A 24,654-nucleotide genomic window follows, 5' to 3' on the forward strand; every position below is an offset into this window, starting at 1 on the left:
ATTTAAGCACCTTCCCCGACGAGGTTGAGCTCTTGACCAGGCTTGAGCGTCACATAGGCCTTGCGAACGTTGTCGCGACGACCGATGGACTTGCCGAAGCGCTTGGTCTTGCCCTTGGTGTTGAGCACGGACACGCCCTGGACTTCGACCTTGAACATCAGTTCAACAGCGGCCTTGATCTCGGGCTTGGTGGCGTCCTGCAGCACCTTGAAAGTGACGGCATTCGACTTCTCGCCGACCATCGTTGCCTTTTCGGACACGATCGGTGCGACCAGCACGGCCATCAGGCGGCCTTCAGCGAACTGGGTCCGGAAGGCAGGCGTAGGATTCATGCGGCTCATGCGAACATCTCCTTGAGCTTGTCGACGGCGCCCTTGGTGACGATCACCTTCTTGTAATGCACCAGCGACACCGGATCGGCGTAACGCGGCTCGACGACGAGCACGTTCACCAGGTTGCGCGAGGCGAGGTACAGGTTCTCGTCGACTTCTTCGGCGATCACGAGGACCGACGCGAGGTTCATCGCCTTGAACTTGTCAGCCAGCGGCTTGGTCTTGGGCGAGTCGACCTTGATCGAATCGACCACGGCCAGACGGCCTTCGCGAGCGAGCTGCGAGAGGATCGAAGCCATACCGGCGCGGTACATCTTCTTGTTGATCTTCTGCGTGAAGTTCTCGTCGGGCATGTTCGGGAAGATGCGGCCGCCGCCACGCCACAGGGGCGAAGACGTCATACCGGCGCGGGCACGGCCCGTTCCCTTTTGCTTGAAAGGCTTCTTGGTCGAGTGATGGACCTGTTCGCGGTCCTTCTGGGCGCGCGTGCCTTGGCGGGCGTTGGCCTGGAAGGCGACGACGATCTGGTGCACCAGGTCTTCGTTGTAGTCACGGCCGAACACGGTTTCGGGGACGTCGAACTTCGACGCAGCCTGGCCTTGTTCGTTCAGGAGTTCGAGTTGCATTACTTCGCTCCTTCAGCCGCTTGCGGCTTGGCCTTGATCGCAGGACGCACGGTGACGAAGCCACCCTTCGAACCCGGAATCGCACCCTTGATGAGCAGCAGTTGACGGGCTTCGTCGATGCGGATCACGTCGAGGTTCTGCGTGGTCACGGTGACGTCGCCGAGGTGGCCCGTCATGCGCTTGCCCGGGAACACACGGCCCGGATCCTGCGCCATACCGATGGAGCCCGGCACGTTGTGCGAACGGCTGTTGCCGTGCGACGCGCGCTGCGAGCTCATGTTGTGACGCTTGATCGTGCCAGCGAAGCCCTTGCCGATGGAAGTGCCCTGCACGTCCACCTTCTGGCCGACCGCGAACACGCTGCCCGCGGCGATCACGCCACCAGCCTTGTGCTGACCGGCCGTATCGGCGGTCACGCGGAATTCCTGGATGATCTCGCCAGCTTCGACACCCGCCTTGGCGAGGTGGCCGGCTTGCGGCTTGGTCACGCGCGATGCTTTGCGCGAGCCGAACGTCACTTGAAGCGCGACGTAGCCGTCGGTCTCTTGCGACTTGATCTGGGTCACACGGTTGTTGGACACATCCACCACCGTGACAGGAACTGCGTCCCCGTCATCGGTGAAGAGACGCATCATCCCCACCTTGCGGCCCAGCAACCCGAGGGAGTTGCTCAGACTCATTTGTTTTCTCCAAAAAATGGAAGTCTCCCTTCGCCGCTGCCACTTCAATTGGCGACAGCGTTGACCGCGCCCCGAAGGGAATCGGCCACGAAAGGAGGTTGATAAATCCCGACCGCATTGCACCCCTTAAGGCGCAAAACGGGCAGAGCCGGCGATTATAGCCTGCGCCGACGCGATAGCACAAGGCCCCGGTTAAGGGACCGGCAGGATCAAGATCTTGTCGCCGGTCGGCGTCGACTTGAGTTCACCGCCGGCCTTGGCGGCCACCGGCCTGCCGACCTGGATCGGCACCGAGTTGGCGCTGGTCGAGCCACCCTGCGCGGTGAAGACGTTGAGGTAGGCCAAGCCATCGGCGGTCGGCGTGACGGGAACCGTCATCGTCGGCACGGGCTGGCCGGCCGCGAGCGGAAGCCTAGCCAGGTAGGTGGCGGGCAACGACAGTCCGGCATCGGCCGTGAAGCGGACGCTCGCCCCGGAGGGGTCGGTGATGCCGACGAAGCTCAGGGTGACCGGCAGCACCTCGCCCAGACGCGGGGTACCGTCGATACGGAACTGCACCTCGATGCCGGAGCCATTCGCCTTGCGGGGTGCGACGGCCTTCAGGGCGGCCGGGGCTGCGCCGGCTTGCCGGGTGTGCCCCGGACCTGCATCGGCACAGGCTGGCGTGGCAACGGCCACTGCCAGCAAGACCAGCAACGCGAGACGTGGATGGGCGAAGGATGACGGTGCGCTCATGGCCACACTCCTCAGGTGATCGAGACGTTGAAACATGCACTGGTCGCATTGAAGTCCTGGATCACCAGGACACTTTCGCCTGCCGGCAGGTTCAGGGTGGCGTCTTCCGTGGCGGGCAGCAGGACATCACTCGCACCGATCACCCCGCCTTGGTAGACCACGAAATCGGGGTCGGTGGTGCCCGGACCGGAAACGATGATGCGGTGGGGGCCGGCACTCGCCAGGGTGAAGCGGACGTACGCGAAATTGCCGAGCTTGTTGGCGGACCCGGCCTGGTTGGTCACGCAGGCCTGCGTTGCCGTGGTGCCGTAGAGCGGCGTGGCGAGTGCCACACCGCCATTGTTGGTTTCCAGCGTTCCAAAGGGATCGTTGGTCGAGGAACTGATGGATTGGCCGGCCAGCAGGTTCGCCAGCGTGCTCGCCTGGGAGGGCGCGGCCACGGCGAAGGCGGCCGCGAACGGGTGGATGGAAGTCACCGGCAAACCGTTCTTGAACGGTCCGGTCATGGTCGCGTGAATGGGGCCGAAGCCGGTGGCCCGCTCCAGGTTCCAGAAGATGGCCTGCATCGACTGCTCGTTGAACCAGCCTCGATTCGCGGCGGGGGCGGCGCTCAGATCGAGCGAGAAGCCGGCGGCCTGACCGACATCGCCCGAATCGCTGTAGGTGGAGCGGCCCAAGGCGATGCCGGACCACGCATTGCCCCAACCTTCCGAAAAGGCCAGTCGACGGTCGAGCAAATCTCCTGGGCCATGTTGCCCGCCCGGCGAATCATCGCGGCTGAACGCCGACTGGTAGTAGTGGCCCCACTCGTGGGCCACCACCGACGCGTCGTACTCATCGGTGTCGACGTCGGCCCGACCGAGAACGTAGATGGCGCGCATGCCGTTGCTTTCCGAGCGAAAGAACGTGGTGCCAATCTGGCCCAGTGCCGGGTCACCCGACGATGGGACGTTGTTGACGCTCCAGTAGACGCGCAATGCAGGGAAGTTCAGCGCGGGGGCGACGGACACGACCTTGTCGATCGCCACATGCACCGTGTCGAGCAGCGCAAAGGGGCCGGCGGCGCGCGTGCTCGCATAGGCGCTGCCGCTCCAGCCGGACGGCGCATGGATATCGCGCTGGAGGGACGCCGCGCTGCCGCTGTCGAAGGCGGCCGACTGAATGCTGTAGATCGCGCCAGAAGCGGTGTTGTCGCGCACCGTCACGTCCCAGCTCGGTGCGCCGCTGCGCTGGAGCTGCGCGCGCACTCGGATCTGCATCGTCGTGTTCACCGGAACCGACAACGCATAGGCACCCGTTTCGCTGGTGGTGCCGCTTGCCAGCACCCGGCTGCCATTGTCGGCCACGGCCTCGACGAGCGCGCCCCGGATCGGCTTGGCGCTGATGGCGCTGTAATCGAGCCGTCCGCTGCTTGCATTCGGCACCGAGTCGAAGGTCGCCACGCCTTGAATCGCGACCGTGCCGTCGGTCGAAGCCGGCGCGCTCGCGGGCGCGGTCCCACCGCCTCCCCCGCCGCCGCCACACGCGGCAAGTGTCGCGACGCAAAGCACCAGGTACACCCGGAACAACCACTTTCGACCCATGTAGAACTCCTTGCGCCGGTGGCAGCCATCGCCACCCGCTCTTCGGAGAATGCCACAGCCGCATGGCACGAAGCGCAGAAAAAAAGCCCGCCGGCATGACTGCCGACGGGCTTTGACGCATGCAGAAGTCGAAAGACTTACTGCAGCTTGATCTCGACGTCCACGCCGGCCGGGAGGTCGAGCTTCATCAGCGCGTCCACGGTCTTGTCGGTCGGGTCGACGATGTCCATCAGGCGCTGGTGCGTGCGGATCTCGAACTGGTCGCGCGACGTCTTGTTGACGTGCGGCGAACGCAGGATGTCGAAACGCTTCATGCGCGTCGGCAGGGGCACGGGGCCCTTGACGATGGCGCCGGTGCGCTTGGCGGTGTCGACGATCTCGGCCGCCGACTGGTCGATCAGCTTGTAGTCGAATGCCTTCAGGCGGATGCGGATCTTTTGCTTGGTAGCCATGGTGATTCCTTTGCGTCCGGCTTAGATATCGAGGATCTTGGCCACGACGCCCGAACCCACGGTACGGCCGCCTTCGCGGATGGCGAAACGCAGGCCTTCTTCCATGGCGATCGGGTTGATCAGCTTGACGGTGATGCTGACGTTGTCGCCAGGCATGACCATTTCCTTGTCCTTGGGCAACTCGATCGCGCCGGTCACGTCCGTCGTGCGGAAGTAGAACTGCGGACGGTAGTTGTTGAAGAACGGCGTGTGGCGGCCGCCTTCGTCCTTGCTCAGCACATAGACTTCAGCGGTGAAGTGCACGTGCGGCTTGATCGAACCGGGCTTGCACAGCACCTGGCCGCGCTCGACTTCTTCGCGCTTCGTGCCGCGCAGCAGCACGCCGACGTTGTCGCCAGCCTGGCCCTGGTCCAGCAGCTTGCGGAACATTTCCACGCCGGTGCAGGTGGTCTTGACCGTCGGGCGGATGCCCACGATCTCGATTTCCTCGCCGACCTTGATGATGCCGCGCTCGACAGCACCGGTCACGACCGTGCCGCGACCCGAGATCGAGAAGACGTCTTCCACAGGCATCAGGAAGGTGCCGTCCACGGCGCGCTCGGGCGTCGGGATGTAGGTGTCCAGGGCGTCGGCCAGCTTCATGATGGCTTGTTCACCCAGCGGGCCCTTGTCGCCTTCCAGGGCGAGCTTGGCCGAGCCGTGGATGATGGGGGTGTCGTCGCCCGGGAATTCGTACTTGTCCAGCAGCTCGCGCACTTCCATTTCGACCAGCTCGAGCAGCTCGGCGTCGTCGACCATGTCGCACTTGTTCAGGAACACGATGATGTAGCCCACACCCACCTGGCGTGCCAGCAGGATGTGTTCACGGGTCTGGGGCATCGGGCCGTCGGCGGCCGAGCACACCAGGATGGCGCCGTCCATCTGGGCGGCGCCGGTGATCATGTTCTTCACATAGTCGGCGTGGCCGGGGCAGTCGACGTGGGCGTAGTGACGGTTGGCCGTTTCGTACTCGACGTGCGCGGTGTTGATCGTGATGCCGCGGGCCTTTTCTTCGGGCGCCGCGTCGATCTGGTCGTACGCCTTGGCTTCGCCGCCGAACTTGGCCGACAGAACGGTTGCGATCGCCGCCGTCAGCGTGGTCTTGCCGTGGTCAACGTGACCGATCGTGCCCACGTTCACGTGCGGCTTGGTGCGGGTGAATTTACCTTTTGCCATTTTCAATCCTTAGAAAGAGCAGTCCCGTGTATTGGTTTTATGTCTGCATCCGATTGCTGGTTCGCCCCGCACGGGAACAGGGCGGCACCGGATCGCAGACAAGAAAGGCCGCGCACTGCGCTGCCCCACATTCTTGCAACTTACTTCGCGCGAGCGGCCACGATGGCTTCGGCAACGTTACGCGGCGCTTCAGCGTAGTGCTTGAACTCCATCGTGTACGTGGCGCGGCCTTGCGACATCGAGCGCAGCGTGGTCGAGTAGCCGAACATTTCCGACAGCGGCACTTCGGCCTTGATGGCCTTGCCGCCACCGATCATGTCGTCCATGCCCTGCACCATGCCGCGACGGCTGGACAGGTCGCCCATCACATTGCCGGCGTAGTCTTCCGGCGTTTCGACTTCCACGGCCATCATCGGCTCGAGGATCACGGGGCTGGCCTTGCGGCAGCCTTCCTTGAAACCGAAGATGGCGGCCATCTTGAACGCCATTTCGTTCGAGTCCACGTCGTGGTAAGAACCGAAGTGCAGCGTGACCTTGACGTCGACGACCGGGTAACCGGCCAGCACGCCCTGGTTCAGCGCCTCGATCACGCCCTTCTCGACCGCAGGGATGTATTCGCGAGGAACCACACCGCCCTTGATCGCGTCGACGAACTCGAAGCCCTTGCCGGCTTCCTGCGGCTCGACCTTCAGGATCACGTGACCGTACTGGCCCTTGCCGCCCGACTGACGCACGAACTTGCCTTCGGCATCTTCGACCGTCTTGCGGATGGTTTCGCGGTAGGCCACTTGCGGCTTGCCCACGTTGGCTTCCACACCGAATTCGCGCTTCATGCGATCCACAATGATTTCGAGGTGGAGCTCGCCCATGCCCGAAATGATGGTCTGGCCGGATTCTTCGTCGGTCTTCACGCGGAAGGACGGATCTTCCTGGGCCAGGCGCTGCAGCGCGATGCCCATCTTTTCCTGGTCGACCTTGGTCTTGGGCTCGACGGCCTGCGAGATCACCGATTCCGGGAACACCATGCGTTCGAGCGTCACGATGGCCGTCGGGTCGCACAGGGTTTCGCCCGTGGTCACTTCCTTCAGGCCCACGCAGGCGGCGATGTCGCCGGCGCGGATTTCGTTGACTTCTTCGCGGTTGTTCGCGTGCATCTGAACGATCCGGCCGATGCGCTCTTTCTTGCCACGCACCGGGTTGTAGACGCTGTCGCCCTTGGTCAGCACGCCGGAGTAGACGCGCACGAAGGTCAGCTGGCCCACGAACGGGTCGGTCATCAGCTTGAATGCCAGCGCGGAGAACTTCTCGCTGTCGTCGGCCTTACGGCTGACCGGCGCCTCGTCTTCGTCGGTGCCGCTGACCGGCGGGATGTCCGTCGGCGCGGGCATGTATTCGATGACCGCGTCGAGCATGGCCTGCACGCCCTTGTTCTTGAACGCGGAGCCGCACAGCATCGGCTGGATCTCGCCGGCGATGGTGCGCTGACGGATGGCGGCCTTGATCTCTTCCTCGGTCAGCGCTTCGCCTTCGAGGTACTTGTTCATCAGGTCTTCGCTGGCTTCGGCAGCGGCTTCCACGAGCTTCTCGCGGTACTCGTTGCAGACGTCGACGATGTCGGCCGGGATCTCGCCGTACTGGAAGGTCACGCCCTTGTCCTCGTCCCAGATGATGGCCTTCATCTTCACGAGGTCGACGATGCCCTGGAACTTGTCTTCGGCGCCGATCGGGATCTGGATCACGACGGGGTTGGCCTTCAGGCGGTCGATCATCATCTGACGAACGCGCAGGAAGTTGGCGCCGGTACGGTCCATCTTGTTGACGAACGCCAGGCGGGGCACGCGGTACTTGTTGGCCTGGCGCCAGACGGTTTCCGACTGGGGCTGCACGCCGCCGACGGCGTCGTACACCATCACGGCACCGTCGAGCACGCGCATCGAGCGCTCGACTTCAATGGTGAAGTCCACGTGACCGGGGGTGTCGATGATGTTGATGCGGTGTTCGGGGAACGTGCCGGCCATGCCCTTCCAGAAGCAGGTCGTGGCAGCCGAGGTGATCGTGATGCCGCGCTCTTGTTCCTGTTCCATCCAGTCCATGGTGGCGGCGCCGTCATGCACTTCACCGATCTTGTGGTTCACACCCGTGTAGAACAGGATGCGCTCGGTCGTCGTGGTCTTGCCAGCGTCGATGTGCGCGGAGATACCGATGTTGCGGTAGCGCTCGATGGGGGTCTTGCGGGACATGAGAAATTACTCCGTTAACGGATGAAAGCCCGCCCACCACACGGTAGGTCGGGCTTCCAGCCTGTCTGATTGAGGGACGGTTCTTTAGAAGCGGAAGTGGCTGAAGGCCTTGTTGGCCTCGGCCATGCGGTGCACTTCATCGCGCTTCTTCATGGCACCGCCACGGCCTTCCGTGGCTTCCATGAGTTCGTTGGCCAGACGCAGGGCCATCGACTTCTCGCCACGCTTGCGGGCGGCTTCCTTGATCCAGCGCATCGACAGGGCCAGACGGCGCACCGGGCGCACTTCGACGGGCACCTGGTAGTTCGCGCCACCGACGCGGCGCGACTTCACTTCGACCATCGGCTTCACATTGTTGATGGCCATCGTGAAGGCTTCCACCGGGTCCTTGCCCGGGTTCTTCTTCTCGATCTGCTCGAGCGCACCATAAATGATGCGTTCGGCCACAGCCTTCTTGCCGCCTTCCATGATCACGTTCATGAATTTGGACAGCTCGACATTGCCGAACTTCGGGTCCGGCAGGATTTCACGTTTGGGGACTTCGCGACGACGTGGCATGTTTCTAACCTCTTTGCTTCAGTTGGCACCGTTTGCGGTACCGCGAGAGCCAACAAGAACTCTCACTTACTCGACCCGATAGTGGGTCACTTCGTTCGATGTGCCCGCCAAGGCAACCGAACACCGTTGAATCGACAAAAAGAAGGCTTAGGCCTTCTTGGGGCGCTTCGCGCCGTACTTGGAACGCGACTGCTTGCGGTCTTTCACGCCTTGCAAGTCGAGCGAACCGCGCACGATGTGGTAGCGAACACCGGGCAAGTCCTTGACACGACCGCCACGAACCAGCACCACGCTGTGTTCCTGCAGGTTGTGGCCTTCGCCGCCGATGTAGGAGATGACTTCGAAGCCGTTGGTCAGGCGGACCTTGGCAACTTTACGAAGCGCCGAGTTGGGCTTCTTAGGCGTCGTGGTGTAGACGCGGGTGCAGACACCGCGGCGTTGCGGCGAGTTCTGCATGGCAGGGCTCTTCGAATTGATCTTTTCGACCGTTCGACCCTGACGCACCAGTTGATTGATGGTTGGCATGAATGAATAAGTCCCAAAACACCCCGACCTTGCGCCTCATCGTGACATGAGAGGCCGGGAAATGACGAAAACGTGAAACCCTTCGGAAATTTCCGAAAAGCCCGCGAGTATAGCAGTCCGCCCAGGTCTTGGGCGTTTTACTTGATCCAGAGGCGGATGGCGTCCCAGGCGCGGCCCAGAATGCCGGCCTGCTCCACCGGTTCCAGCACCAGCAGCGGCACCTCGGCCACCGGCTCGTCACCCAGGATGACCTTGAGCGAACCGACGGCCTGATTCTTGGCGAACGGCGCCACCAGCGGGTCGGGTCGCGCGACCTGCGTTTTGATCTTGCTGGCCGAACCGGCCGGCACCGACACCACGATCGCCTCCGGACGGCCCAGCTTGACGGTGTCGGACTTGCCTTTCCAGACCGCCGGCGTGGCCGCGGGCTGGTTGGCGTCGAACAGCTTGACGGCGTCGAAGGCCGTGTAGCCCCAGTTCAGCAGTTTCTGCGATTCGTTGGCGCGCACGTTCTCGCTGGAGGCACCCAGCACGATCGAGAGCAGCCGTCGGCCGTCGGCCAGGTTCGGGAAGTCGCGCTTGGCCGTCACGATCATGCAGTAGCCGGCGGCATCCGTGTGGCCGGTCTTCAGGCCGTCGACGGTCGGGTCGCGGAACAGCAGCAGGTTGCGGTTGGTGTCGTTGGTCGACGGCGTGCCCGGGTAGCGGTACTTCTTGATGGCGTAGTAGTGCACGTACTCCGGGAAGTCGCGCATGAGCCGGGTGGCCAGGATGCTCAGGTCGCGCGCCGTCGTGGTGTGGCCCGGCTCCGTGAGGCCTTCGGGATTCTTGTAGCTGGTGCCCTTCATGCCGAGCGCCTTGGCCTGCTCGTTCATGAGTTCGATGAAGTGCTCGGCCGTACCGCCCACGGCCTCGGCGAGCGCCATGGTCGCGTCGTTGCCCGACTGGACGATCATTCCCTTGATCAGGTCGTCGACCGGCACCTGCATCTTCGGGTCTATGAACATGCGCGGCCCCGGCATTTTCCAAGCACGCACGCTGATGGGCAGGGTCTGGGTCAGGCTGATCTTCTTGGACTTCAGCGCGTCGAAGACGAGGTACGCCGACATCAGCTTGGTCAGCGAAGCGGGCTCGACCGGGCTGTCGATGTCCTTCTGCGCCAGCATCTGGTTGGCCGTGACGTCGAGCAGGAGATAGCTGCGGGCAGCAACTTCGGGCGGCACCGGCGCCTGGGCCGCAGCCAGCATGCAGAACGATGCGGCGGCAGCCAGCACCAGCGCGCGGAGCGCGTCAGAGATACGCGTCATGGGAGATGGGAAGACCGCAGATCAGCCTGCGCGCAGATGGCGGGCCACGAGATTTTTCAAGAGCGGCAATTGTCCGTGGAAGAAATGGCCACCCCCGGGAACGACTGTGACAGGAAGTGACTGCGGGCGCGCCCAATCCATCACGGCCGACAGGGCGACCGTGTCGTCGGCCTCGCCATGCACGACCAGCGTGCGCTCGAGCGTGCCCTCGGGCAACGGCGGCGGCACGACGCGCGCCACGCTGGTCCCCACGAGCACCACCTGCTGCACCTCGCGCGCCGGCCACAGCGCCTGGAGCGCGTTCACCGTCACGAAGCCGCCGAAGGAAAAGCCCGCCACGGCGACCGGCCCGTCGGGCGCAACCTGCGCCAGTACCGCCGCGAAGTCCTCGGTCTCGCCGCGCCCTTCGTCGTGCACGCCTTCGCTGGCGCCGACGCCGCGGAAGTTGAAGCGCACCGCCGTCCAGCCACTCGCCACGAAGGCGCGGGCCAGCGTCTGCACGACCTTGTTGTCCATGGTGCCGCCGAACAGCGGATGCGGGTGGGCGATCACCGCGACGCCGCGCGATGCGGCCGCGTCGGGCGGCAGATCGCGCTGAGCTTCAATGATGCCCACCGCGCCTTCCAGGCGGAGTTTTTCGGTCTGAGAATTCATCACGGAGGCAGGGTCGGGTTCAGCGGCCCACGTCGGGCGGGAGCAGCAGGCGCTCGACCACCTGGCCGTTCTTGAGATGCGAGTCGACGATCTCGTCGATGTCGTCGGCGTCGACGAAGGTGTACCAGACGGCCTCCGGGTACACCACGGCCACCGGCCCGCCGGCGCAGCGGTCGAGGCAGCCCGCCTTGTTGACGCGCACCTTGCCGACGCCGGCCAGGCCCGCCTCCTTCACCTTCGACTTGCAGCGGTCGAAGCCCTCCTGCGCGTTGTGCTTGGCGCAGGCGTCTTCGCCGTTCTTGCGTTCGTTCAGGCAGAAGAAGATGTGGCGTTCGTAGTAGCCGGGCATGCCGGACGTGCCGGCCGAGGTGGAAGAAGGCATCGACCGATTCTAGGTTTGACGCGTCCGCCGCGACAGCGCCGCCAGCACGTAGCCCAGCGTCGCGAAGGGCCACAGCCAGCCCAGCCATTGCGCCAGCCCGTGGAAACGGATGAAACGCCCCTGCTCCCAGGTGGCCAGCGTCTGCGCGAAATAGGCGCTCTCGGGCGCCTGGTTGAGCAGGCTCAGGTGCAGCACCAGCGCCGCCAGCAGCAGGGCGGCGCAGAGCCGCCGCGGCGCACCGAGCAGCAGTACGCCCACGACCACCGCCGCAGCGATGCCGACCTGCACCGGCAGGCTCAGCCAGGCCCACGCATGCTCCGGGCCCCAACTCAGCGCCGCCGACAGCGCGCTGGCCGCGACACCGGCGGCCAGGATCGCCGGCATCAGCAGCGCACGCCGCGCCACCGACCGCGTGACCAGGAAGCCCAGCAGGCACGGCACCAGCGCGCCCAGCATGACGCACAGCAGTTCGACGGCCGGCACCAGCGGCTGCAGTTCGAATTCGCGCAGGGGCATCCAGTCGAGGAAGGGCGTGTCGACCAGCCACTCGGCGATCGCCGCCTCGAGCCGTTCGAACACCTGGCCCAGCCCGAAAGTCACCGCCGCCGGAAAGAGCAGCGCGACGGGCCAGAGCGCCAGCAGCACGAGACCGCCGCGTGCGTCGTCGACGAACCAGTACGAGCGCGCGCGGCTCCACCGGGCCACCGCTCCGATGCGCTCGAGGCCGGCGGCCAGCACCGCACCAGCGAAAGCACCGAGTGCATTCAGGCCGAGGTCGACGTTCGACGGGATGCGTGCCGGCAGGTAGCTCTGCAGCGTTTCCATCGCAAAGGCGATCGCGCTGCCGGCCAGTCCGGCGCGCAGCACCGCCTGCCAACCGCCGGCCTCCGCGCGCGTGCGCAGCACGGCCAGCGCCATGAGAAAACCCAGCGGGACATAGCCCGCCACGTTGACGCCGAAGTCGAACCCGGTCCAGTACTTGGGCCACGGCGCCCACAGGTAGGACCACGGCGCGATGCCCTGGTCGCGCCAGTCGGCGAAGGGATAGAGGCTCGCGTAGACGATCAGCGCCGCGTAGGCCAGCGCGAGCGGTAGCGCGGCGGTCTTGTGCGGCGTGGTCACCGGGCGCTTCGGGCGGTGGGCGGGCGGCGCGTCAGAACGGCTTGACGACGACCAGGATCACGATGGCCAGCAGCAGCAGCACCGGCAGTTCGTTGAACCAGCGATACCAGCGATGGCTGCGCCGATCGGTGCCGGCTGCGAGCCTGCGCAGGATCACGGCGCAGCCGTGGTGGTAGCCGATCACGACCAGCACCAGCGCCAGCTTGGCGTGCATCCATCCGTTGCCCGGACCGCGCCCGATGCCGTAGCCCATCCACAGCCAGACGCCGAAGACCAGCGCCGGGACGGCCAGGAACGTAGTGAAGCGCAGCAGCTTGCGCGCCATGAGCAGCAAGCGGGCGCGCTCGGCTTCCGAGCCGGGCGGCACCATGGCGAGGTTCACGAAGATGCGCGGAAGGTAGAAGAGCCCGGCAAACCAGCTGGCGATGAAGACGATGTGCAGCGATTTGATCCAGAGCATGGTGGCAGTTTAGTGGCGACAGGCTGGGCTCACGCCATTCCACGCGCGAGGCGCGCTCTTCGCGTGGAACACCGCGGAACGGGCTCCGCCCGTCCGCCGGTGTTGCCCCCGGTAGGGGTGCGGAGCGCGACACGCAGTGCGCGCGACCTGGGGGCGAGAAACAGCCCAAAAAAAAGCCCGACGCCAAAGCGTCGGGCTGGGAAGCCCTTTTGCTGTCACACATCAAGGCACCCGCTCAGGGAGGAAAAGCGGGGAGCGGCAAGCCGCCCAGGACAGAATTTAACAAAGCAAAATCAACGTATCAAGCAAATGGTTAACTTTTTCTGACATTTGCACATTCCGTCACCTCCTGTCGCGCCGGTGCCCGATTCCGCGTCGCGCACGACCCGATCGGGACACCGAAGCGGCGCGCACGCCACATCGGGCACAATTTTCCAGATGACCCTCCACGCCCCCTTCCCCGCCGGCCGGCCGCGCCGCCTTCGCCGTGACAGCTTCACGCGCAACCTGGTCCGCGAGCACGCGCTCAGTGCGCACGACCTGATCTATCCCGTGTTCGTGCAGGAAGGACTGAACAAGCGCGATGCGGTGGCCTCGATGCCGGGCGTGGAGCGTTTCAGCCTCGACACCCTGCTGCCGGTGGCCGAGGAGTGCGTGGCACTCGGCATTCCGGTGATGGCGTTGTTCCCGGTGATCGACGCGTCCCTCAAGACCCCGGCGGGCGACGAAGCCTTCAATCCCGACGGTCTGATCCCACGCGTCGTGGCTGCGCTGAAAGCACGCTTCCCCGAACTGGGCGTGATGACCGACGTGGCGCTCGACCCCTACACCAGCCACGGCCAGGACGGCCTGCTCGACGACACCGGCTACGTGCTCAACGACCCGACGGTCGAGGTGCTGGTGAAGCAGGCGCTGACCCAGGCCGAGGCCGGCGTCGACATCGTCGCACCGAGCGACATGATGGACGGCCGCATCGGCGCGGTGCGCGACGCGCTCGAGGGCAACGGCGACATCCACACGCGGATCATGGCGTACAGCGCCAAGTACGCGAGCGCCTTCTACGGCCCGTTCCGCGACGCGGTCGGCTCCGCCGGCAACCTCGGCAAGAGCAACAAGAAGGTCTACCAGATGGACCCGGGCAACAGCGACGAGGCCCTGCGCGAAGTCGGCATCGACATCGCCGAGGGCGCCGACATGGTGATGGTGAAGCCCGGCATGCCCTACCTCGACATCGTGCGACGCGTGAAGGACGAGTTCCGCGTGCCCACCTTCGCCTACCAGGTGAGCGGCGAGTACGCCATGCTCAAGGCCGCCGCGCAGAACGGCTGGCTCGACCACGACGCGGTCATGCTCGAAAGCCTGCTGGCCTTCAAGCGCGCGGGCGCCGATGGCGTGCTGACCTATTTCGCGCGCGACGCCGCCCGCCTCCTGAAGCAGCAGCGCTGACGCGGCAACGCCCGTGCGAATTTTCGAGATCACCGGCTCGCAGGTCGCCGAGCACGACGCCCTGGCGCCCCTGGCCTTGCCCGGCGCCTGCGCCAACGGCTATCTGTGGCTCTCGCTGACGCGCGACGAGTTCCGCGCGTCGCTGGCCGATGTCCAGGGCATCCTGCAGACACTGTGCGGCACGCAGCTGGTCGACCTGCACGTGAGCGACCTGCTCAACGACCAGTTGCCCTCGCACTACGACTACACCTCGCAGTACGACGTGCTCGTGTTCCGTCGACTGGCCGCGTCCCAGCGTGCCGCGCCGTCGGCCAGCGAACCGCCGACGGCACGCAGCGGCCCGCCGGTGCTGCGTCGCGTCGACACCCGGCCGGTCGGCTTCGCGGTGTTCGACCGGGTGCTGCTGTCGGTCCATCCGGAAGACGGCGCGGTACGCGACGTGTACGCCGCCAAGCTGATGGCCGCCGCGCGCAGCGACCGCGGCGACGCCGCAGCACCGGCCCTCGACGTGCGCGCCACCAGCGCGCGCGTGCCGACGGGTCCGGCCGACCTGATGCTGCGCGTGGTGAACCAGATCGTCGACGCGTACCTGGACCTGCGGCGCGAACTCACGCGCCAGCTCGACCACTGGCAGGCCGAGCTGATCGACCCGCGCAGCCGCTTCACCAACTGGAGCGCGCTGATGGAAGCGCGCCAGTCGCTGCACCACCTCGACGAGATCTGCGAAGACCAGCGCTCGGCCGTGCAGGACTGGATCGACGCGATGGAAACCCTGCCGACGCCCGAGTTGCCCACCGAGTTGCGCGAGCGCGAACTGATCATGGTGCGCAGCCGCGACGTGCTCGAACACATCGAGCGCGTGGTGCACCACGTGCGCCGGCTCGAGCAGAACGCCGAGACCGCCGTGCAGATGCACTTCAGCGTGCAGAGCCACCGCGCCAACGACATCATGCGGGTGCTGACGGTGCTCACTGCCATCTTCCTGCCGCTCAACCTGATCGCCGGCATCTTCGGGATGAACTTCGAATTCATCCCGCTGGTGCACAAGGCCGACGGCTTCTGGATCGCGATGGGCTCGATGGGCGTCATCGCGGTGGCACTGGTGCTGGTGTTCTGGCGCAAGCGCTACCTGGCGCGCACCGCCCACTGAGCCCGCACGCAAAAAGGCCGGGCGGTGCACTGCACCGTCCGGCCTTTTTGTCAGAGGTCCGAATCAACCACGGCCGCTCGGCGCGGCCGTCGCGATCACAGGCCCGCGCGCTTGGTGGCCAGCGAACCGTTCGTGTACTCGGCAGGCACCGTGCTGTTCACGAAGGACTTGCGGTCCAGGTTCTGGTTGGCGGCGTTGGCGGCGGCCACGGCTTCGGCGGCCACGGCAGCGCGGCTGGCGGGCGACGTCAGGGCCGGCGCCACCTTCGAGCTGCGGTTGATGTTCTGGTCGGGCGCGTTCGCAGCGGCGACGGCTTCGGCGTCGACCGTGGCACGGCTCTTGACCGACACGACTTGCTGAACGCCGTCGTAGGTTTCAGCTTGGGCGCCGACAGCGGCGAAAAGGGTCAGGGCTGCAGCGGCGATGATTTGAGCGGTCTTCATTGGTCGTTTCCTCGGATGTTGTTCAAAGATCGGGCAGGCTTCTGGCGGCTGGCCCGTGCGACGGATTCTCGAAGGAAAATGCGGCGCAAGCCCGCGGAAAAACGAACCACGGTGTTCATGAATACGAAACAATCGGACGCGCTGCATCCCAGCCTTTCCACCGCACACCAATGGACAGCTTCGACCTCCTGAAGACCTTCCGCGAAGTCGCGACACTCGGTAGCTTTTCGCGTGCAGCCAAGCGGCTCGACATGTCGAAGGCAACCGTCAGCAAGTACGTCGCCGAACTCGAGACCCGCTTCGGCGTGCGGCTGCTCAACCGCTCGACACGCTCGGTGAGCCTGACCGACGCCGGCGCGCTGCTGCTCGAACGCAGCACGCCCGTGATGGAGATGGTGGCGCTCACGCAGGCCGAGATCCAGGAGCACGCGAGCCGGCCCACCGGCCGCTTGCGCATCTCGGCCCCGCATGGCATGGGCCAAGGCGACCTGCCCACGCTGCTGGCGCAGTTCATGGGCTACTACCCCGACGTCAGCATCAGCCTGCACCTGAGCAACCGCACGGTCGACATGGCCGAGGAAGCGATCGATGTCGCCTTGCGCTTCGGGCCCATCGCCGACGACAACCTGATCGTGCGCAAGCTGCTGCAGATGCCGTTGGTGGTGTGTGCATCGCCGCGGTACTGGAAGAAGCACGGCACGCCCGAACACCCGTCCGATCTGGCCGGCCACGACGCCTTGACGCATTCGCGCCTGGGCACGCATCCGCAATGGCGCTTCGATGTGGAAGGCAAGCCGCTGGACGTGTCGGTCAAGAGCCGCATGGACGCCACCGAGGCCGGGCCCTTGATCGTGGTGGCCCTGCACGGCTTTGGCGTGGTCTACATGCCGGCACTGCTGGTGCAGCCGCACATCGACCGTGGCGAGCTGGTACCGGTGCTCCAGCCCTATGTGCGCAGCGACATGTGGCTGTCGGCCGCCTACCTCCAGCGGCGCCACAACAGCGCCGCGCTCAAGGCTCTGCTCGACTTCCTGCAGACCCGCATCGGGACCCGCGCGAAGCCGAGCAAGAAATAGGCGTCAGCCCACGTGCTTGGCGAAGAAGGCCAGCGTGCGTTCCTTGGCGAGCTTTGCAGCAGCCGCATCGTAGGAGCCGCGCTGGTCGCAGTTGAAGCCGTGGTCGGCTTCGTACACATGCACCTCGACCGCGGGCTGCGCCTTCTTGAAGGCCTCGACCGATTCGAGCGAGATCCAGTGGTCCTTGCTGCCGAAGTGCGCGAGCACCGGCACCTTCGGGCTGCGGGCCGATTCCTCGGGCGTGGTCATGCCGCCGCCGTAGTACGGCACGGCCGCCGCAATGCCCGAGACCCCCGCGGCCGAGCGCCAGGTCAGCAGGCCGCCCCAGCAGTAGCCGACGATGCCGACCTTGCCCGCCTTCGCCGCGTACGCGACCGCGGCCTGCACGTCCTGCAGCACGCCGGGCGCGGGCAGCGCCTCGACCGCGGCCTTCAGCGCCGAGCCGGCCTGCATGTCGTCGCCGGTGTAGCCGAGTTCGACCCCTGGCTTCACGCGGTGGAAGGTCGCCGGTGCCACGGCGAGGTAACCCGCGGCCGCGTAGCCGTCGGCCACCGAACGGATGTGCGAGTTGACGCCGAAGATCTCCTGCAGCACGACGATGGCGCCCTTCGGCTGGCCCGCGGGTTCGGCCACGTAGGCGGGGAAGGTGAAGCCGTCTTTGGCGGTGAGATCGATGAATTGACCCATGGTCGTTGCTCCTGTCGGATTGAGGGAATCAGTTGGGCTTGCCTTGCAGCGCGCGTTCGACGAAGTGGAGCCGGTCCTGGCCCCAGAACAGTTCGCCGTCGATCGCGTACGTGGGCGCCCCGAACACCTGCGCGTCGATCGCCTCCTGCGTGAAGGCCTCGTAGCGCTCCTGCACGGCCTGGCTCTGCGACTGCTCGACCCGCTGGGACGGCAGGCCGCATTCGACGGCGATCGCCGACAGCACCTTCGGGTCCGCGATGTTGCGCTCCTGCACCCACACGGCGGCGAAGATCGCACCGCAGACCGGCATCGCCGCCTCGACGCCGTCGTGCATGTCGACCGCGATGATCAGTTTGGACGCATCGTCGCCCGACACCGGGAAGAAGCGCGGCTTGACGTTCATCGGCAGGCCCAGGTGCTGCGAGAAGCGCGCCATCTCGACCAGCCGGTAGGCCTGGCGCTGCGGCGCACGCTTGCCCAGCGGCAGGCCGCCGGACACCGGGAACACCGCGCCGAAGTCGACCGGCCGCACCCGCACGGTGGCACCGGCGGCCTTCGCGATGGCGGCAAAGCGGGCATGGCCGAGGTAGGTCCAGGGGCTCTGCGGGGTGAAGTAGTAGTCGACGGTACGAGGCATGGCTGTCTCCTGAAAGGCGGCGATGATGTAATCGTGCCGGGGCGCTTTTTTAACCCACGCACGGCTTTCGTGCAGGAGGCGGGAATTGAACCAGCAGGTACTTCTGATCACCGGCGGCGGCCGCGGCATCGGTGCCGCCACCGCGCTGCTCGCCGCGCAGCGCGGCTTCGCGGTGGCCGTCAACTATGCGAGCAACTCGCTGGCCGCCGACGAGGTGGTACGCACCATCCGGGCCGGTGGCGGCACCGCCATCGCGGTGCAGGCCGACGTGGGCGACGAGGCCCAGGTGCTGGCGATGTTCGAGAAGGTCGACGCCAAGCTCGGCCGGCTCACCGCGCTGGTCAACAACGCCGGCGTGGTCGACATGAAGGCGCGCGTCGACGAGATGAGCGTCGCGCGGCTGGAACGCATGTTCCGCATCAACGTGATCGGCAGCTTCGTCTGCGCGCGCGAAGCGGTGCGGCGCATGAGCACGAAGCACGGCGGCAGCGGCGGCGCCATCGTCAACGTCTCCAGCGCCGCGTCGCGGTTGGGCTCGCCGGACCAGTACGTCGACTATGCCGCGAGCAAGGGCGCCATCGACACCTTCACGCTCGGCCTGGCCAAGGAAGTGGCCGACGAAGGCATCCGCGTCAACGCGGTGCGCCCGGGCCTCATCGAGACCGACATCCACGCCTCCGGCGGCATGCCCGAGCGCGCCGCCATGCTCGCGCCCACCGTGCCCATGAAGCGCACCGGCACGCCCGAGGAAATCGCCGGCGCCATCGTCTGGCTGCTCTCGCCCGAGGCCAGCTACACGACGGCGGCCCTGCTCGACGTCACCGGGGGACGCTGATGGCCAGCCCCACGATGGACCTGATCAAGCCGCTGATCACGCTGCTGGCCATCGTGAACCCACTGGCGATCGTGCCCTTCTTCATCCACTACACGCAGGAATACAACGAGCGCCAGCGCCGCCGCACCGCCTGGATCTCGGCCTTCAGCGCCTTCGTGGTGATCGCGATCAGCGCGCTGCTCGGCCTGCAGCTGCTGGGCTTCTTCGGCATCTCGATCGCGAGCTTCCAGGTCGGCGGCGGCATGCTGCTGCTCATCAGCTCGCTCAACATGCTCAACGCGCAGCCGGCCGAGGCCAAGACCAACAAGGAAGAGATCCGCGCGACCGAGGTGAAAGCCTCGCTCGGCGCGTCGATCGCCGTGGTGCCGCTCACCATCCCGCTGCTGACCGGGCCGGCCACCATGTCGACCATGGTGATCTACGCCGAGAAGACGCGTCACCTCTGGGAGCTGGCCGTGCTGGTCGGCTACGGCGTGGTGATCGGGCTGGCGACCGGCATCGCCTTCTCGCTGGCCGAGCCGATCGCGCGCGTGCTCGGCAAGACCGGCATCAACGTGATGACACGGCTGATGGGCCTGATCCTCGCCGCGCTGGCGGTCGAGGTGATGGCCGACGGGTTGGGCAAGCTGTTCCCGATTTTGGGCCGCACCGCCGCATAGGTCCGCAGTACCAGGGATACCGCGGAACCGGCTTTGCCGGGCCGCCGGTATCGCCCCCTTGAGGGGGAGGCGCCGCAGGCGCTGCGGGGGTGGGGCGTTGTTTCAGGGCTGCTGGTCGACCCAGGCGACCAGTTCGGCGATCACCGCATCACTGGCCAGCGTCAGCGCCCGCACGCCCCCCGGCGCATCGGCACTCGGCGCCGGGCGCTGCACCATGAAACTGCGCTGCGCCACCACACTGTCGCCGCCGGGCGCGCTCTGCACGAGCGTGGCACGCAGCCGCACCAGGCCGGCGCTCTGCGTCGGCGATGCGAAGTAGTGGCTGAACTCGTCGAGCGACACGCGCAGCGTGCGCGGCACGCGGCCGGCCGTGCGCGCCATCGTCGCGCTCTCTTCGCGGCTGAGCACGGTGCGGCGCTCGGCCAGCGCATCGCGCAGGCGCTGGTAGAGCAGCTGATTGGGCGCCACGCTCCAGCGTGACTGCCCGTAGGGCCGCAACTCGTTGGCATCGGCATACGCCAGGCGATACAGGATCTGCGTGCCCTCCAGCCGCGTGCTGGCGTCGATCTCGGCCAGTGACAGCGTCGGGCGTGGCGCGGCATCGGCGGGCGTGGGGGCGCGGGCCGTCAACACCGGCCCGAAGTCGTAGAGCATCGCGCGCGACGGCCGGTCGGGCAGCGAGCCGCATCCGGCCAGAAGAGCGACGGTCGCGGCAAAGGCAGCGACGGGAAGAAAGCGTGTGGCGGGCATGGTCATCACCTCAAGGACGGGCTGCGGCGGGGGCGGAGAAGCCCGGCTCACCTGGGCCGGCGACGGCGCCGCCGTTGCCGAAGAGCAGCGACTGCGGGTTGTCGTTGATGCCGTCGGCCGCGCGCCCGAGGCGGCGCACGGCACCCGCCGTGTCGTCGGCCACACGGTTGATCCGCGGCAGCGTCGCCATGTTGAAGCTGTCCACCGCCTGCGACAGCGCCTTGGTGCCGTCGCCCAGCCGGTCGATCGGGCCGTCGGGCGCGTTGAGCCGGTTGGCGGTCGTGTTGAGGTTGTTGGCCACGCGCGAGATGTCGCCAGCCGCGGTCTTGACGCTGCCCATGGTGTCGCGCGTGCGGTCGATCAGCGGCGGCAGCGCGGTGAGGGCGGGGTTCAGGCCGGTCTTGACGGTGCTGTCGAGCTGCTTGGTCAACTGGTTGGCGCTGGCCGCGGCCTGCGCGATGTTCTCCAGCGCGTCGGCGATGCGCTTCTGGTTGGCTTCGCCCAGCACGACGTTGACCCGCTTGGTCACTTCCTCGACCTGGTTGAGGATGACTTCGCCGCGGTCCTGCAACTGCGCCAGCACCGAGGGCTTGAGCGGGATGCGCGGCGGGTTGGCCTCGTCGGGCGCCAGCGCCACCTGCGACTCGCCCTTGTCGTCGATCGCGATGAAGGCCAGGCCGGTGACGCCCTGGTAGCTCAGCGTGGCGAAGCTCGATTGCGTGAGCGGCACGCGTTCGTCCACGGTGATGCGCACCCGCACGTTGCCCTTGACCTTCGGGTCGAAATCGATGGCCGTGACCTTGCCCACCGCGATGCCGCGGTAGCGCACCATGGCCTGGGGCTGCAGGCCGCTCACTGCGTCGCGGGTCGAGAGTTCGTAGGTGTTGCGCACCGTGTCGTCGCGCGTGAGCCAGACCACCAGCGCGACGAGCACGGCGACCAGGCCGAGCACGAAGGCGCCGGCGGCGAGGGCATGGGCCTTGTTTTCCATGGGGTCTACCTTTCGGCCGGCGTGTCGCCGGCAGGGGTCTCGTGCAGGGCTTCCATGGCGCGTTTGCCGCGCCCGCCCAGAAAGTAGTCTTGGATGAAGGGATGCTCGTAGGCGATCACCTCGCGCGGCCGCCCCGAGACGATGACGCGCTGGTCGGCCAGCACCGCGATGCGCGTGGAGAGGTCGAACAGCGTGTCGAGGTCGTGCGTCACCATCACCACCGTCAGCCCCAGCTCGCGGTGCAGGCTGCGCAGCAGGTCGCAGAAGCTGTCGGAGGCCGCGGGGTCGAGGCCGGCGGTCGGCTCGTCGAGCAGCAGCAGCGGCGCGTCCATGATGAGTGCGCGCGCCAGCGCCACGCGCTTGATCATGCCGCCCGACAGATCCGACGGGCTGCGGTTCGCGTGCTCCGGCTTCAGGCCCACCATCTGCAGCTTGACCAGCGCCGCGTCCCGGATCAGGTCGTCGGGCAGCAGGCGCAACTCGCGCAGCGGGAAGGCGATGTTCTCGAGCACGCTGAAGGCCGAGAACAGCGCCCCGTGCTGGAACAGCATGCCGACCTTCGCCGCGTCGCGCGCGCCCAGCTGCCCTGGCCGCTGGCCCAGCACCGTCACCTCGCCGCGGCTCGGGTGCTCCAGCCCCAGGATCTGGCGCAGCAGCACCGTCTTGCCGGTGCCCGAACCGCCGACCAGCGACAGCACTTCGCCGCGGCGAATCGACAGGTCGAGGTCGCGGTGCACCACCTGGTCGCCCTCGGGCGAATGGAACACCGTCCACAGCTTGCGGATGTCGACCACCACCGGCGCGTCGGATGCGGGCGCGTCGATCATCGGAACCCCACGCCGCGGAACAGCACCGCGAACAGCGCGTCGACCAGGATCACCACGGTGATCGAGGTCACGACCGACGAGGTCGTGCCACGCCCGAGGCTCTCGGTGTTGGGTTGGACCTTCATGCCGAAGTAGCAGCCCACCAGCGCGATCAGGATGCCGAACACCGCCGACTTGCCGAGCAACAACCACAGGTTCGACAGCGGCACCGCGCGCGGCAGCGCCTGCATGAAGTACGCGGGCGACAGGTCCAGCGTGAGGTTGGCTGCGAACATGCCGCCGGCGAGCGCCGCCATCGAGGTCCACATGCTGATGAGCGGCATCGCGACCGCCAGCGCCAGCACCCGCGGCATCACCAGCCGGTAGCCGTGCGGAATGCCCATGACGCGCATCGCGTCGAGCTCCTCGGTTACCCGCATCACGCCGATCTGCGCAGTGATGGCCGAGCCCGAGCGGCCGGCGACCAGCACCGCGGCCAGCACCGGCCCGAGCTCGCGGATCAGCGACAGGCCCAGGATGTTGACGATGAACGCTTCCGCGCCAAAGTTGCGCAGCTGGTTCGACATGAGGTAGGCCAGCACCACGCCGATCAGCGCCCCGACCAGCGCGGTGATCGGCAGCGCCGTGGTGCCGAACTGGTAGAGCTGGCCCGACAGGTCGCGCCAGGGCGCGCGGTGCGGCGCGCGGATCAGCGTGCCGATGTCGAGCACGAGCTGGCCGATCATGCGCAGTACGTCGCGCCCCAGCAGCAGCGCGCGCGGGCCGTGGTGGGCAAAGTCTTTGAAGCGATCCGCCAGCGTGGGGCCGGCGTCGGGCGGCGCGGCGCAGGTGAACTGCGCCACGTGCTCGAGCACGGCCTTGTGCGGCGGGTCCATCTCGATGCGCTGCGGCCAGGCGCCACCCCAATGCCGCCACAGCACCTGGGCGCCGATGTGGTCGAGTTGTTCGATGGGGCGCAGGTCCCAGGCGTCATCGCCTTTGGGCAGCGCATGCAGGCTGTCGGCGAGGGCGGTCCAGTCCCGGCGCGACGAGAAGGCCAGGGCCGTCCATTGGCCTTGCGCCACCACCGCGCCCTCCCCGCCGCGCGCCACGCGGGGCGGTACACGCACCGGCTCGTCCGGCGCCGCGGCGAGCGTGGTGGGCGCAGTGTTCGGCGCGGAGGGTGGCATGGAGGCAGTCAGTTCCGGAAGGGCTCGTTGGTGACGGCGCGTCATCCTAACCGGAGGGTATGACGCGCGCGTCAATGTTCGGCGCCAAAACCCTCGGCCAGCGATACGCGCAGCCACGTGACGAAGGCCGCCACCGCGCGCGGCACATGGCTCGCGTAAGGGCGGATGGCATACAGCCGCTCGCCGAAGGCCCCGACCGGCGTCCATTGCGGCAGCACCTCGACCAGCTTGCCCGCACGCAGCGCCGCCTGCGCGCTGAAGTCCGGCAGCAGCGCGATGCCCAACCCCGCCAGAGCCGCGTCGCGCAGGGCCTCGCTGTTGTTGGCGGCGAGCGGGCCCGACACCGGCACCGTGACGCGCTGGCCGTCGCTCCCCGAACCGCCCGCTCGGCCGGCGCGGCGCTCCAGGTGCCAGGTCGGCGTGTCCTGCGCACGTGGGTAGTGCAGGCAGTCGTGCGCGGCCAGCGCGGCCGGCGAATCGGGCGTGCCGCGGCGGCGCAGGTAGCCGCGGCTGGCCGCCAGCACCGAGCGCGTCGGGCACAGCACCCAGGCGACGTGCGTGTCGGGGGGCGACGCCGTGTGGCGGATCGCGAGGTCGAAGCCCTCCATTGCCAGCGAACTGAGCCGGTCCGACAGGTCGAGCTCGATGCGCACCTCGGGGTAGGCGCGCAGGAAGTCCGCCAGCCGCGGCACCAGTTGCTGGCGCGCGAAGGCGACCGGCGCCGTCACCCGCACCCGTCCGCGCGGCACGCCGGCCAGGTCGCGCACGCCGGCGAAGCTGTGAGCGATCTGCTCGAAGTTGGGCCGCATCTCTTCGACCAGCCGCTGGCCCGCCTCGGTGAACCGCACGCTGCGCGTGGTGCGCTGCACCAGCGGCACGCCCGCCGCCTGCTCCAGCTCGGCGATGCGCTGGCTCATCGCCGCCTTGCTCACGCCCAGGCGCTGCGCCGCGGCCGTGTAGCTGCACTGCTGCGCCAGCACGGTGAGCGCGTGCAGGTGGGTCCAGAGCGCTTCGATCTTTCGGGAGTCCATGGCGCCATTGTTCACCAATGCGAACAATCAGTTAAGCCCGGGATGGCTTGGCGCCGCGTTGGCGCGTGCCTAAACTGCCGGC

Annotated in this window: 28 protein-coding genes; 5 read left to right on the plus strand and 23 right to left on the minus strand. The window is 66.9% G+C overall.

Annotation, left to right across the window (positions count from 1 at the left end; genetic code table 11):
- Nucleotides 1-2: 2 nt before the first annotated feature.
- The 15 genes from rplW to QTH86_RS15520 all read right to left on the minus strand — a co-directional run bounded on the left by rplW (nt 3) and on the right by QTH86_RS15520 (nt 12,871).
- Complete coding sequence (rplW, locus tag QTH86_RS15450) at nt 3-341, minus strand: 50S ribosomal protein L23 (RefSeq protein ID WP_286647087.1); 339 nt, start codon at nt 339-341, stop codon at nt 3-5.
- The gene (rplD, locus tag QTH86_RS15455; RefSeq protein WP_286647088.1) at nt 338-958 is read right to left on the minus strand and encodes a 50S ribosomal protein L4; all 621 of its coding nucleotides are present in this window, start codon (nt 956-958) and stop codon (nt 338-340) included. Before rplD ends, rplW begins: the two co-directional genes overlap by 4 nt.
- Nucleotides 958-1,638, minus strand: coding sequence for a 50S ribosomal protein L3 (gene rplC / locus QTH86_RS15460; RefSeq protein WP_286647089.1), 681 nt, complete (start codon nt 1,636-1,638; stop codon nt 958-960). Before rplC ends, rplD begins: the two co-directional genes overlap by 1 nt.
- A 192-nt stretch (nt 1,639-1,830) precedes the next feature.
- Nucleotides 1,831-2,373 carry a hypothetical protein gene (locus QTH86_RS15465; RefSeq protein WP_286647090.1) on the minus strand — a complete coding sequence of 181 codons (543 nt, stop codon included), beginning with the start codon at nt 2,371-2,373 and terminating at the stop codon, nt 1,831-1,833.
- An 11-nt stretch (nt 2,374-2,384) separates the two neighbouring features.
- Nucleotides 2,385-3,956 carry a hypothetical protein gene (locus QTH86_RS15470; protein WP_286647091.1) on the minus strand — a complete coding sequence of 524 codons (1,572 nt, stop codon included), beginning with the start codon at nt 3,954-3,956 and terminating at the stop codon, nt 2,385-2,387.
- A 137-nt stretch (nt 3,957-4,093) separates the two neighbouring features.
- Nucleotides 4,094-4,408 (minus strand): 30S ribosomal protein S10, encoded by a 315-nt coding sequence (rpsJ, locus tag QTH86_RS15475; RefSeq protein ID WP_028250951.1) that lies wholly within the window; start codon nt 4,406-4,408, stop codon nt 4,094-4,096.
- Between the two features lie 21 nt (nt 4,409-4,429).
- On the minus strand, nt 4,430-5,623 hold the full coding sequence (gene tuf, locus QTH86_RS15480) for an elongation factor Tu (protein ID WP_286647092.1): 1,194 nt from the start codon (nt 5,621-5,623) through the stop codon (nt 4,430-4,432).
- Nucleotides 5,624-5,763: 140 nt separating this feature from the next.
- Nucleotides 5,764-7,863 carry an elongation factor G gene (fusA, locus tag QTH86_RS15485; RefSeq protein ID WP_286647093.1) on the minus strand — a complete coding sequence of 700 codons (2,100 nt, stop codon included), beginning with the start codon at nt 7,861-7,863 and terminating at the stop codon, nt 5,764-5,766.
- An 84-nt stretch (nt 7,864-7,947) separates the two neighbouring features.
- Complete coding sequence (gene rpsG, locus QTH86_RS15490) at nt 7,948-8,421, minus strand: 30S ribosomal protein S7 (RefSeq protein WP_114968651.1); 474 nt, start codon at nt 8,419-8,421, stop codon at nt 7,948-7,950.
- A 147-nt stretch (nt 8,422-8,568) separates the two neighbouring features.
- On the minus strand, nt 8,569-8,946 hold the full coding sequence (rpsL, locus tag QTH86_RS15495) for a 30S ribosomal protein S12 (protein WP_013543948.1): 378 nt from the start codon (nt 8,944-8,946) through the stop codon (nt 8,569-8,571).
- Nucleotides 8,947-9,083: 137 nt separating this feature from the next.
- Complete coding sequence (locus QTH86_RS15500; protein WP_286647094.1) at nt 9,084-10,253, minus strand: D-alanyl-D-alanine carboxypeptidase family protein; 1,170 nt, start codon at nt 10,251-10,253, stop codon at nt 9,084-9,086.
- Nucleotides 10,254-10,274: 21 nt separating this feature from the next.
- Nucleotides 10,275-10,907 carry an alpha/beta hydrolase gene (locus QTH86_RS15505; protein ID WP_286647095.1) on the minus strand — a complete coding sequence of 211 codons (633 nt, stop codon included), beginning with the start codon at nt 10,905-10,907 and terminating at the stop codon, nt 10,275-10,277.
- A 19-nt stretch (nt 10,908-10,926) separates the two neighbouring features.
- Nucleotides 10,927-11,289, minus strand: coding sequence for a (2Fe-2S) ferredoxin domain-containing protein (locus tag QTH86_RS15510; RefSeq protein WP_286647096.1), 363 nt, complete (start codon nt 11,287-11,289; stop codon nt 10,927-10,929).
- A gap of 9 nt (nt 11,290-11,298) precedes the next feature.
- A complete protein-coding gene (locus QTH86_RS15515) occupies nt 11,299-12,411 on the minus strand; it encodes a VanZ family protein (protein WP_286647097.1) in 1,113 nt (370 codons plus the stop codon).
- 31 nt (nt 12,412-12,442) lie between these two features.
- Nucleotides 12,443-12,871, minus strand: coding sequence for a CopD family protein (locus QTH86_RS15520; RefSeq protein ID WP_286647098.1), 429 nt, complete (start codon nt 12,869-12,871; stop codon nt 12,443-12,445).
- Between the two features lie 438 nt (nt 12,872-13,309).
- Here QTH86_RS15520 and hemB point away from each other — a divergent pair, with 438 nt between their 5' ends.
- Complete coding sequence (hemB, locus tag QTH86_RS15525) at nt 13,310-14,317, plus strand: porphobilinogen synthase (protein ID WP_286647099.1); 1,008 nt, start codon at nt 13,310-13,312, stop codon at nt 14,315-14,317.
- 13 nt (nt 14,318-14,330) lie between these two features.
- Nucleotides 14,331-15,467: a magnesium transporter CorA family protein gene (locus tag QTH86_RS15530; protein ID WP_286647100.1), complete on the plus strand. Its 1,137-nt coding sequence runs from the start codon at nt 14,331-14,333 to the stop codon at nt 15,465-15,467.
- 95 nt (nt 15,468-15,562) lie between these two features.
- On the opposite strand, the gene QTH86_RS15535 is transcribed toward QTH86_RS15530, so the two are convergent.
- Entirely contained in the window at nt 15,563-15,910 is a 348-nt protein-coding gene (locus QTH86_RS15535) for a hypothetical protein (protein WP_286647101.1), read from the minus strand.
- 170 nt (nt 15,911-16,080) lie between these two features.
- Here QTH86_RS15535 and QTH86_RS15540 point away from each other — a divergent pair, with 170 nt between their 5' ends.
- On the plus strand, nt 16,081-16,986 hold the full coding sequence (locus QTH86_RS15540) for a LysR family transcriptional regulator (protein ID WP_286647102.1): 906 nt from the start codon (nt 16,081-16,083) through the stop codon (nt 16,984-16,986).
- Between the two features lie 3 nt (nt 16,987-16,989).
- Here QTH86_RS15540 and QTH86_RS15545 read toward each other — a convergent pair whose 3' ends face one another.
- Nucleotides 16,990-17,673 (minus strand): dienelactone hydrolase family protein, encoded by a 684-nt coding sequence (locus QTH86_RS15545; protein ID WP_286647103.1) that lies wholly within the window; start codon nt 17,671-17,673, stop codon nt 16,990-16,992.
- 28 nt (nt 17,674-17,701) lie between these two features.
- Entirely contained in the window at nt 17,702-18,310 is a 609-nt protein-coding gene (locus QTH86_RS15550) for a 2-hydroxychromene-2-carboxylate isomerase (protein ID WP_286647104.1), read from the minus strand.
- A gap of 85 nt (nt 18,311-18,395) precedes the next feature.
- Between QTH86_RS15550 and QTH86_RS15555 the strand changes: the two genes are divergently transcribed.
- The gene (locus tag QTH86_RS15555) at nt 18,396-19,145 is read left to right on the plus strand and encodes an SDR family oxidoreductase (RefSeq protein WP_286647105.1); all 750 of its coding nucleotides are present in this window, start codon (nt 18,396-18,398) and stop codon (nt 19,143-19,145) included.
- A 14-nt stretch (nt 19,146-19,159) separates the two neighbouring features.
- Entirely contained in the window at nt 19,160-19,804 is a 645-nt protein-coding gene (locus tag QTH86_RS15560) for a MarC family protein (protein WP_286647677.1), read from the plus strand.
- A 102-nt stretch (nt 19,805-19,906) separates the two neighbouring features.
- Here QTH86_RS15560 and QTH86_RS15565 read toward each other — a convergent pair whose 3' ends face one another.
- The 5 genes from QTH86_RS15565 to QTH86_RS15585 form a co-directional block, all read right to left on the minus strand.
- Nucleotides 19,907-20,554, minus strand: a complete 648-nt coding sequence (locus QTH86_RS15565) for an ABC-type transport auxiliary lipoprotein family protein (protein WP_286647106.1) — start codon at nt 20,552-20,554, stop codon at nt 19,907-19,909.
- 10 nt (nt 20,555-20,564) lie between these two features.
- Entirely contained in the window at nt 20,565-21,545 is a 981-nt protein-coding gene (locus QTH86_RS15570) for an MlaD family protein (protein ID WP_286647107.1), read from the minus strand.
- Nucleotides 21,546-21,550: 5 nt separating this feature from the next.
- Nucleotides 21,551-22,372 (minus strand): ABC transporter ATP-binding protein, encoded by an 822-nt coding sequence (locus QTH86_RS15575; RefSeq protein WP_286647108.1) that lies wholly within the window; start codon nt 22,370-22,372, stop codon nt 21,551-21,553.
- Entirely contained in the window at nt 22,369-23,541 is a 1,173-nt protein-coding gene (locus tag QTH86_RS15580) for an MlaE family ABC transporter permease (RefSeq protein ID WP_286647109.1), read from the minus strand. The genes QTH86_RS15575 and QTH86_RS15580 overlap by 4 nt, the downstream gene beginning before the upstream one ends.
- 71 nt (nt 23,542-23,612) lie before the next feature.
- Nucleotides 23,613-24,572: a LysR family transcriptional regulator gene (locus tag QTH86_RS15585; RefSeq protein ID WP_286647110.1), complete on the minus strand. Its 960-nt coding sequence runs from the start codon at nt 24,570-24,572 to the stop codon at nt 23,613-23,615.
- Between the last annotated feature and the right edge of the window lie 82 nt (nt 24,573-24,654).

This window comes from Variovorax sp. J2L1-78 (assembly GCF_030317205.1).
GTDB lineage: Bacteria > Pseudomonadota > Gammaproteobacteria > Burkholderiales > Burkholderiaceae_C > Variovorax > Variovorax arabinosiphilus.

Excerpts from the sequence above, each read along its gene's own strand:
- fusA (WP_286647093.1), bottom strand. The coding sequence starts at position 7,863 with ATGTCCCGCAAGACCCCCATCGAGCGCTACCGCAACATCGGTATCTCC.
- hemB (WP_286647099.1), top strand. The coding sequence starts at position 13,310 with ATGACCCTCCACGCCCCCTTCCCCGCCGGCCGGCCGCGCCGCCTTCGC.
- QTH86_RS15565 (WP_286647106.1), bottom strand. The coding sequence starts at position 20,554 with ATGCCCGCCACACGCTTTCTTCCCGTCGCTGCCTTTGCCGCGACCGTC.
- QTH86_RS15505 (WP_286647095.1), bottom strand. The coding sequence starts at position 10,907 with ATGAATTCTCAGACCGAAAAACTCCGCCTGGAAGGCGCGGTGGGCATC.
- QTH86_RS15575 (WP_286647108.1), bottom strand. The coding sequence starts at position 22,372 with ATGATCGACGCGCCCGCATCCGACGCGCCGGTGGTGGTCGACATCCGC.
- QTH86_RS15510 (WP_286647096.1), bottom strand. The coding sequence starts at position 11,289 with ATGCCTTCTTCCACCTCGGCCGGCACGTCCGGCATGCCCGGCTACTAC.
- QTH86_RS15520 (WP_286647098.1), bottom strand. The coding sequence starts at position 12,871 with ATGCTCTGGATCAAATCGCTGCACATCGTCTTCATCGCCAGCTGGTTT.
- QTH86_RS15550 (WP_286647104.1), bottom strand. The coding sequence starts at position 18,310 with ATGCCTCGTACCGTCGACTACTACTTCACCCCGCAGAGCCCCTGGACC.
- rplW (WP_286647087.1), bottom strand. The coding sequence starts at position 341 with ATGAGCCGCATGAATCCTACGCCTGCCTTCCGGACCCAGTTCGCTGAA.
- QTH86_RS15535 (WP_286647101.1), bottom strand. The coding sequence starts at position 15,910 with ATGAAGACCGCTCAAATCATCGCCGCTGCAGCCCTGACCCTTTTCGCC.
- rpsG (WP_114968651.1), bottom strand. The coding sequence starts at position 8,421 with ATGCCACGTCGTCGCGAAGTCCCCAAACGTGAAATCCTGCCGGACCCG.
- rpsL (WP_013543948.1), bottom strand. The coding sequence starts at position 8,946 with ATGCCAACCATCAATCAACTGGTGCGTCAGGGTCGAACGGTCGAAAAG.
- rplD (WP_286647088.1), bottom strand. The coding sequence starts at position 958 with ATGCAACTCGAACTCCTGAACGAACAAGGCCAGGCTGCGTCGAAGTTC.
- QTH86_RS15545 (WP_286647103.1), bottom strand. The coding sequence starts at position 17,673 with ATGGGTCAATTCATCGATCTCACCGCCAAAGACGGCTTCACCTTCCCC.
- tuf (WP_286647092.1), bottom strand. The coding sequence starts at position 5,623 with ATGGCAAAAGGTAAATTCACCCGCACCAAGCCGCACGTGAACGTGGGC.
- QTH86_RS15500 (WP_286647094.1), bottom strand. The coding sequence starts at position 10,253 with ATGACGCGTATCTCTGACGCGCTCCGCGCGCTGGTGCTGGCTGCCGCC.
- QTH86_RS15560 (WP_286647677.1), top strand. The coding sequence starts at position 19,160 with ATGGACCTGATCAAGCCGCTGATCACGCTGCTGGCCATCGTGAACCCA.
- QTH86_RS15470 (WP_286647091.1), bottom strand. The coding sequence starts at position 3,956 with ATGGGTCGAAAGTGGTTGTTCCGGGTGTACCTGGTGCTTTGCGTCGCG.
- QTH86_RS15580 (WP_286647109.1), bottom strand. The coding sequence starts at position 23,541 with ATGCCACCCTCCGCGCCGAACACTGCGCCCACCACGCTCGCCGCGGCG.
- rplC (WP_286647089.1), bottom strand. The coding sequence starts at position 1,638 with ATGAGTCTGAGCAACTCCCTCGGGTTGCTGGGCCGCAAGGTGGGGATG.
- QTH86_RS15570 (WP_286647107.1), bottom strand. The coding sequence starts at position 21,545 with ATGGAAAACAAGGCCCATGCCCTCGCCGCCGGCGCCTTCGTGCTCGGC.
- rpsJ (WP_028250951.1), bottom strand. The coding sequence starts at position 4,408 with ATGGCTACCAAGCAAAAGATCCGCATCCGCCTGAAGGCATTCGACTAC.
- QTH86_RS15585 (WP_286647110.1), bottom strand. The coding sequence starts at position 24,572 with ATGGACTCCCGAAAGATCGAAGCGCTCTGGACCCACCTGCACGCGCTC.
- QTH86_RS15540 (WP_286647102.1), top strand. The coding sequence starts at position 16,081 with ATGGACAGCTTCGACCTCCTGAAGACCTTCCGCGAAGTCGCGACACTC.
- QTH86_RS15465 (WP_286647090.1), bottom strand. The coding sequence starts at position 2,373 with ATGAGCGCACCGTCATCCTTCGCCCATCCACGTCTCGCGTTGCTGGTC.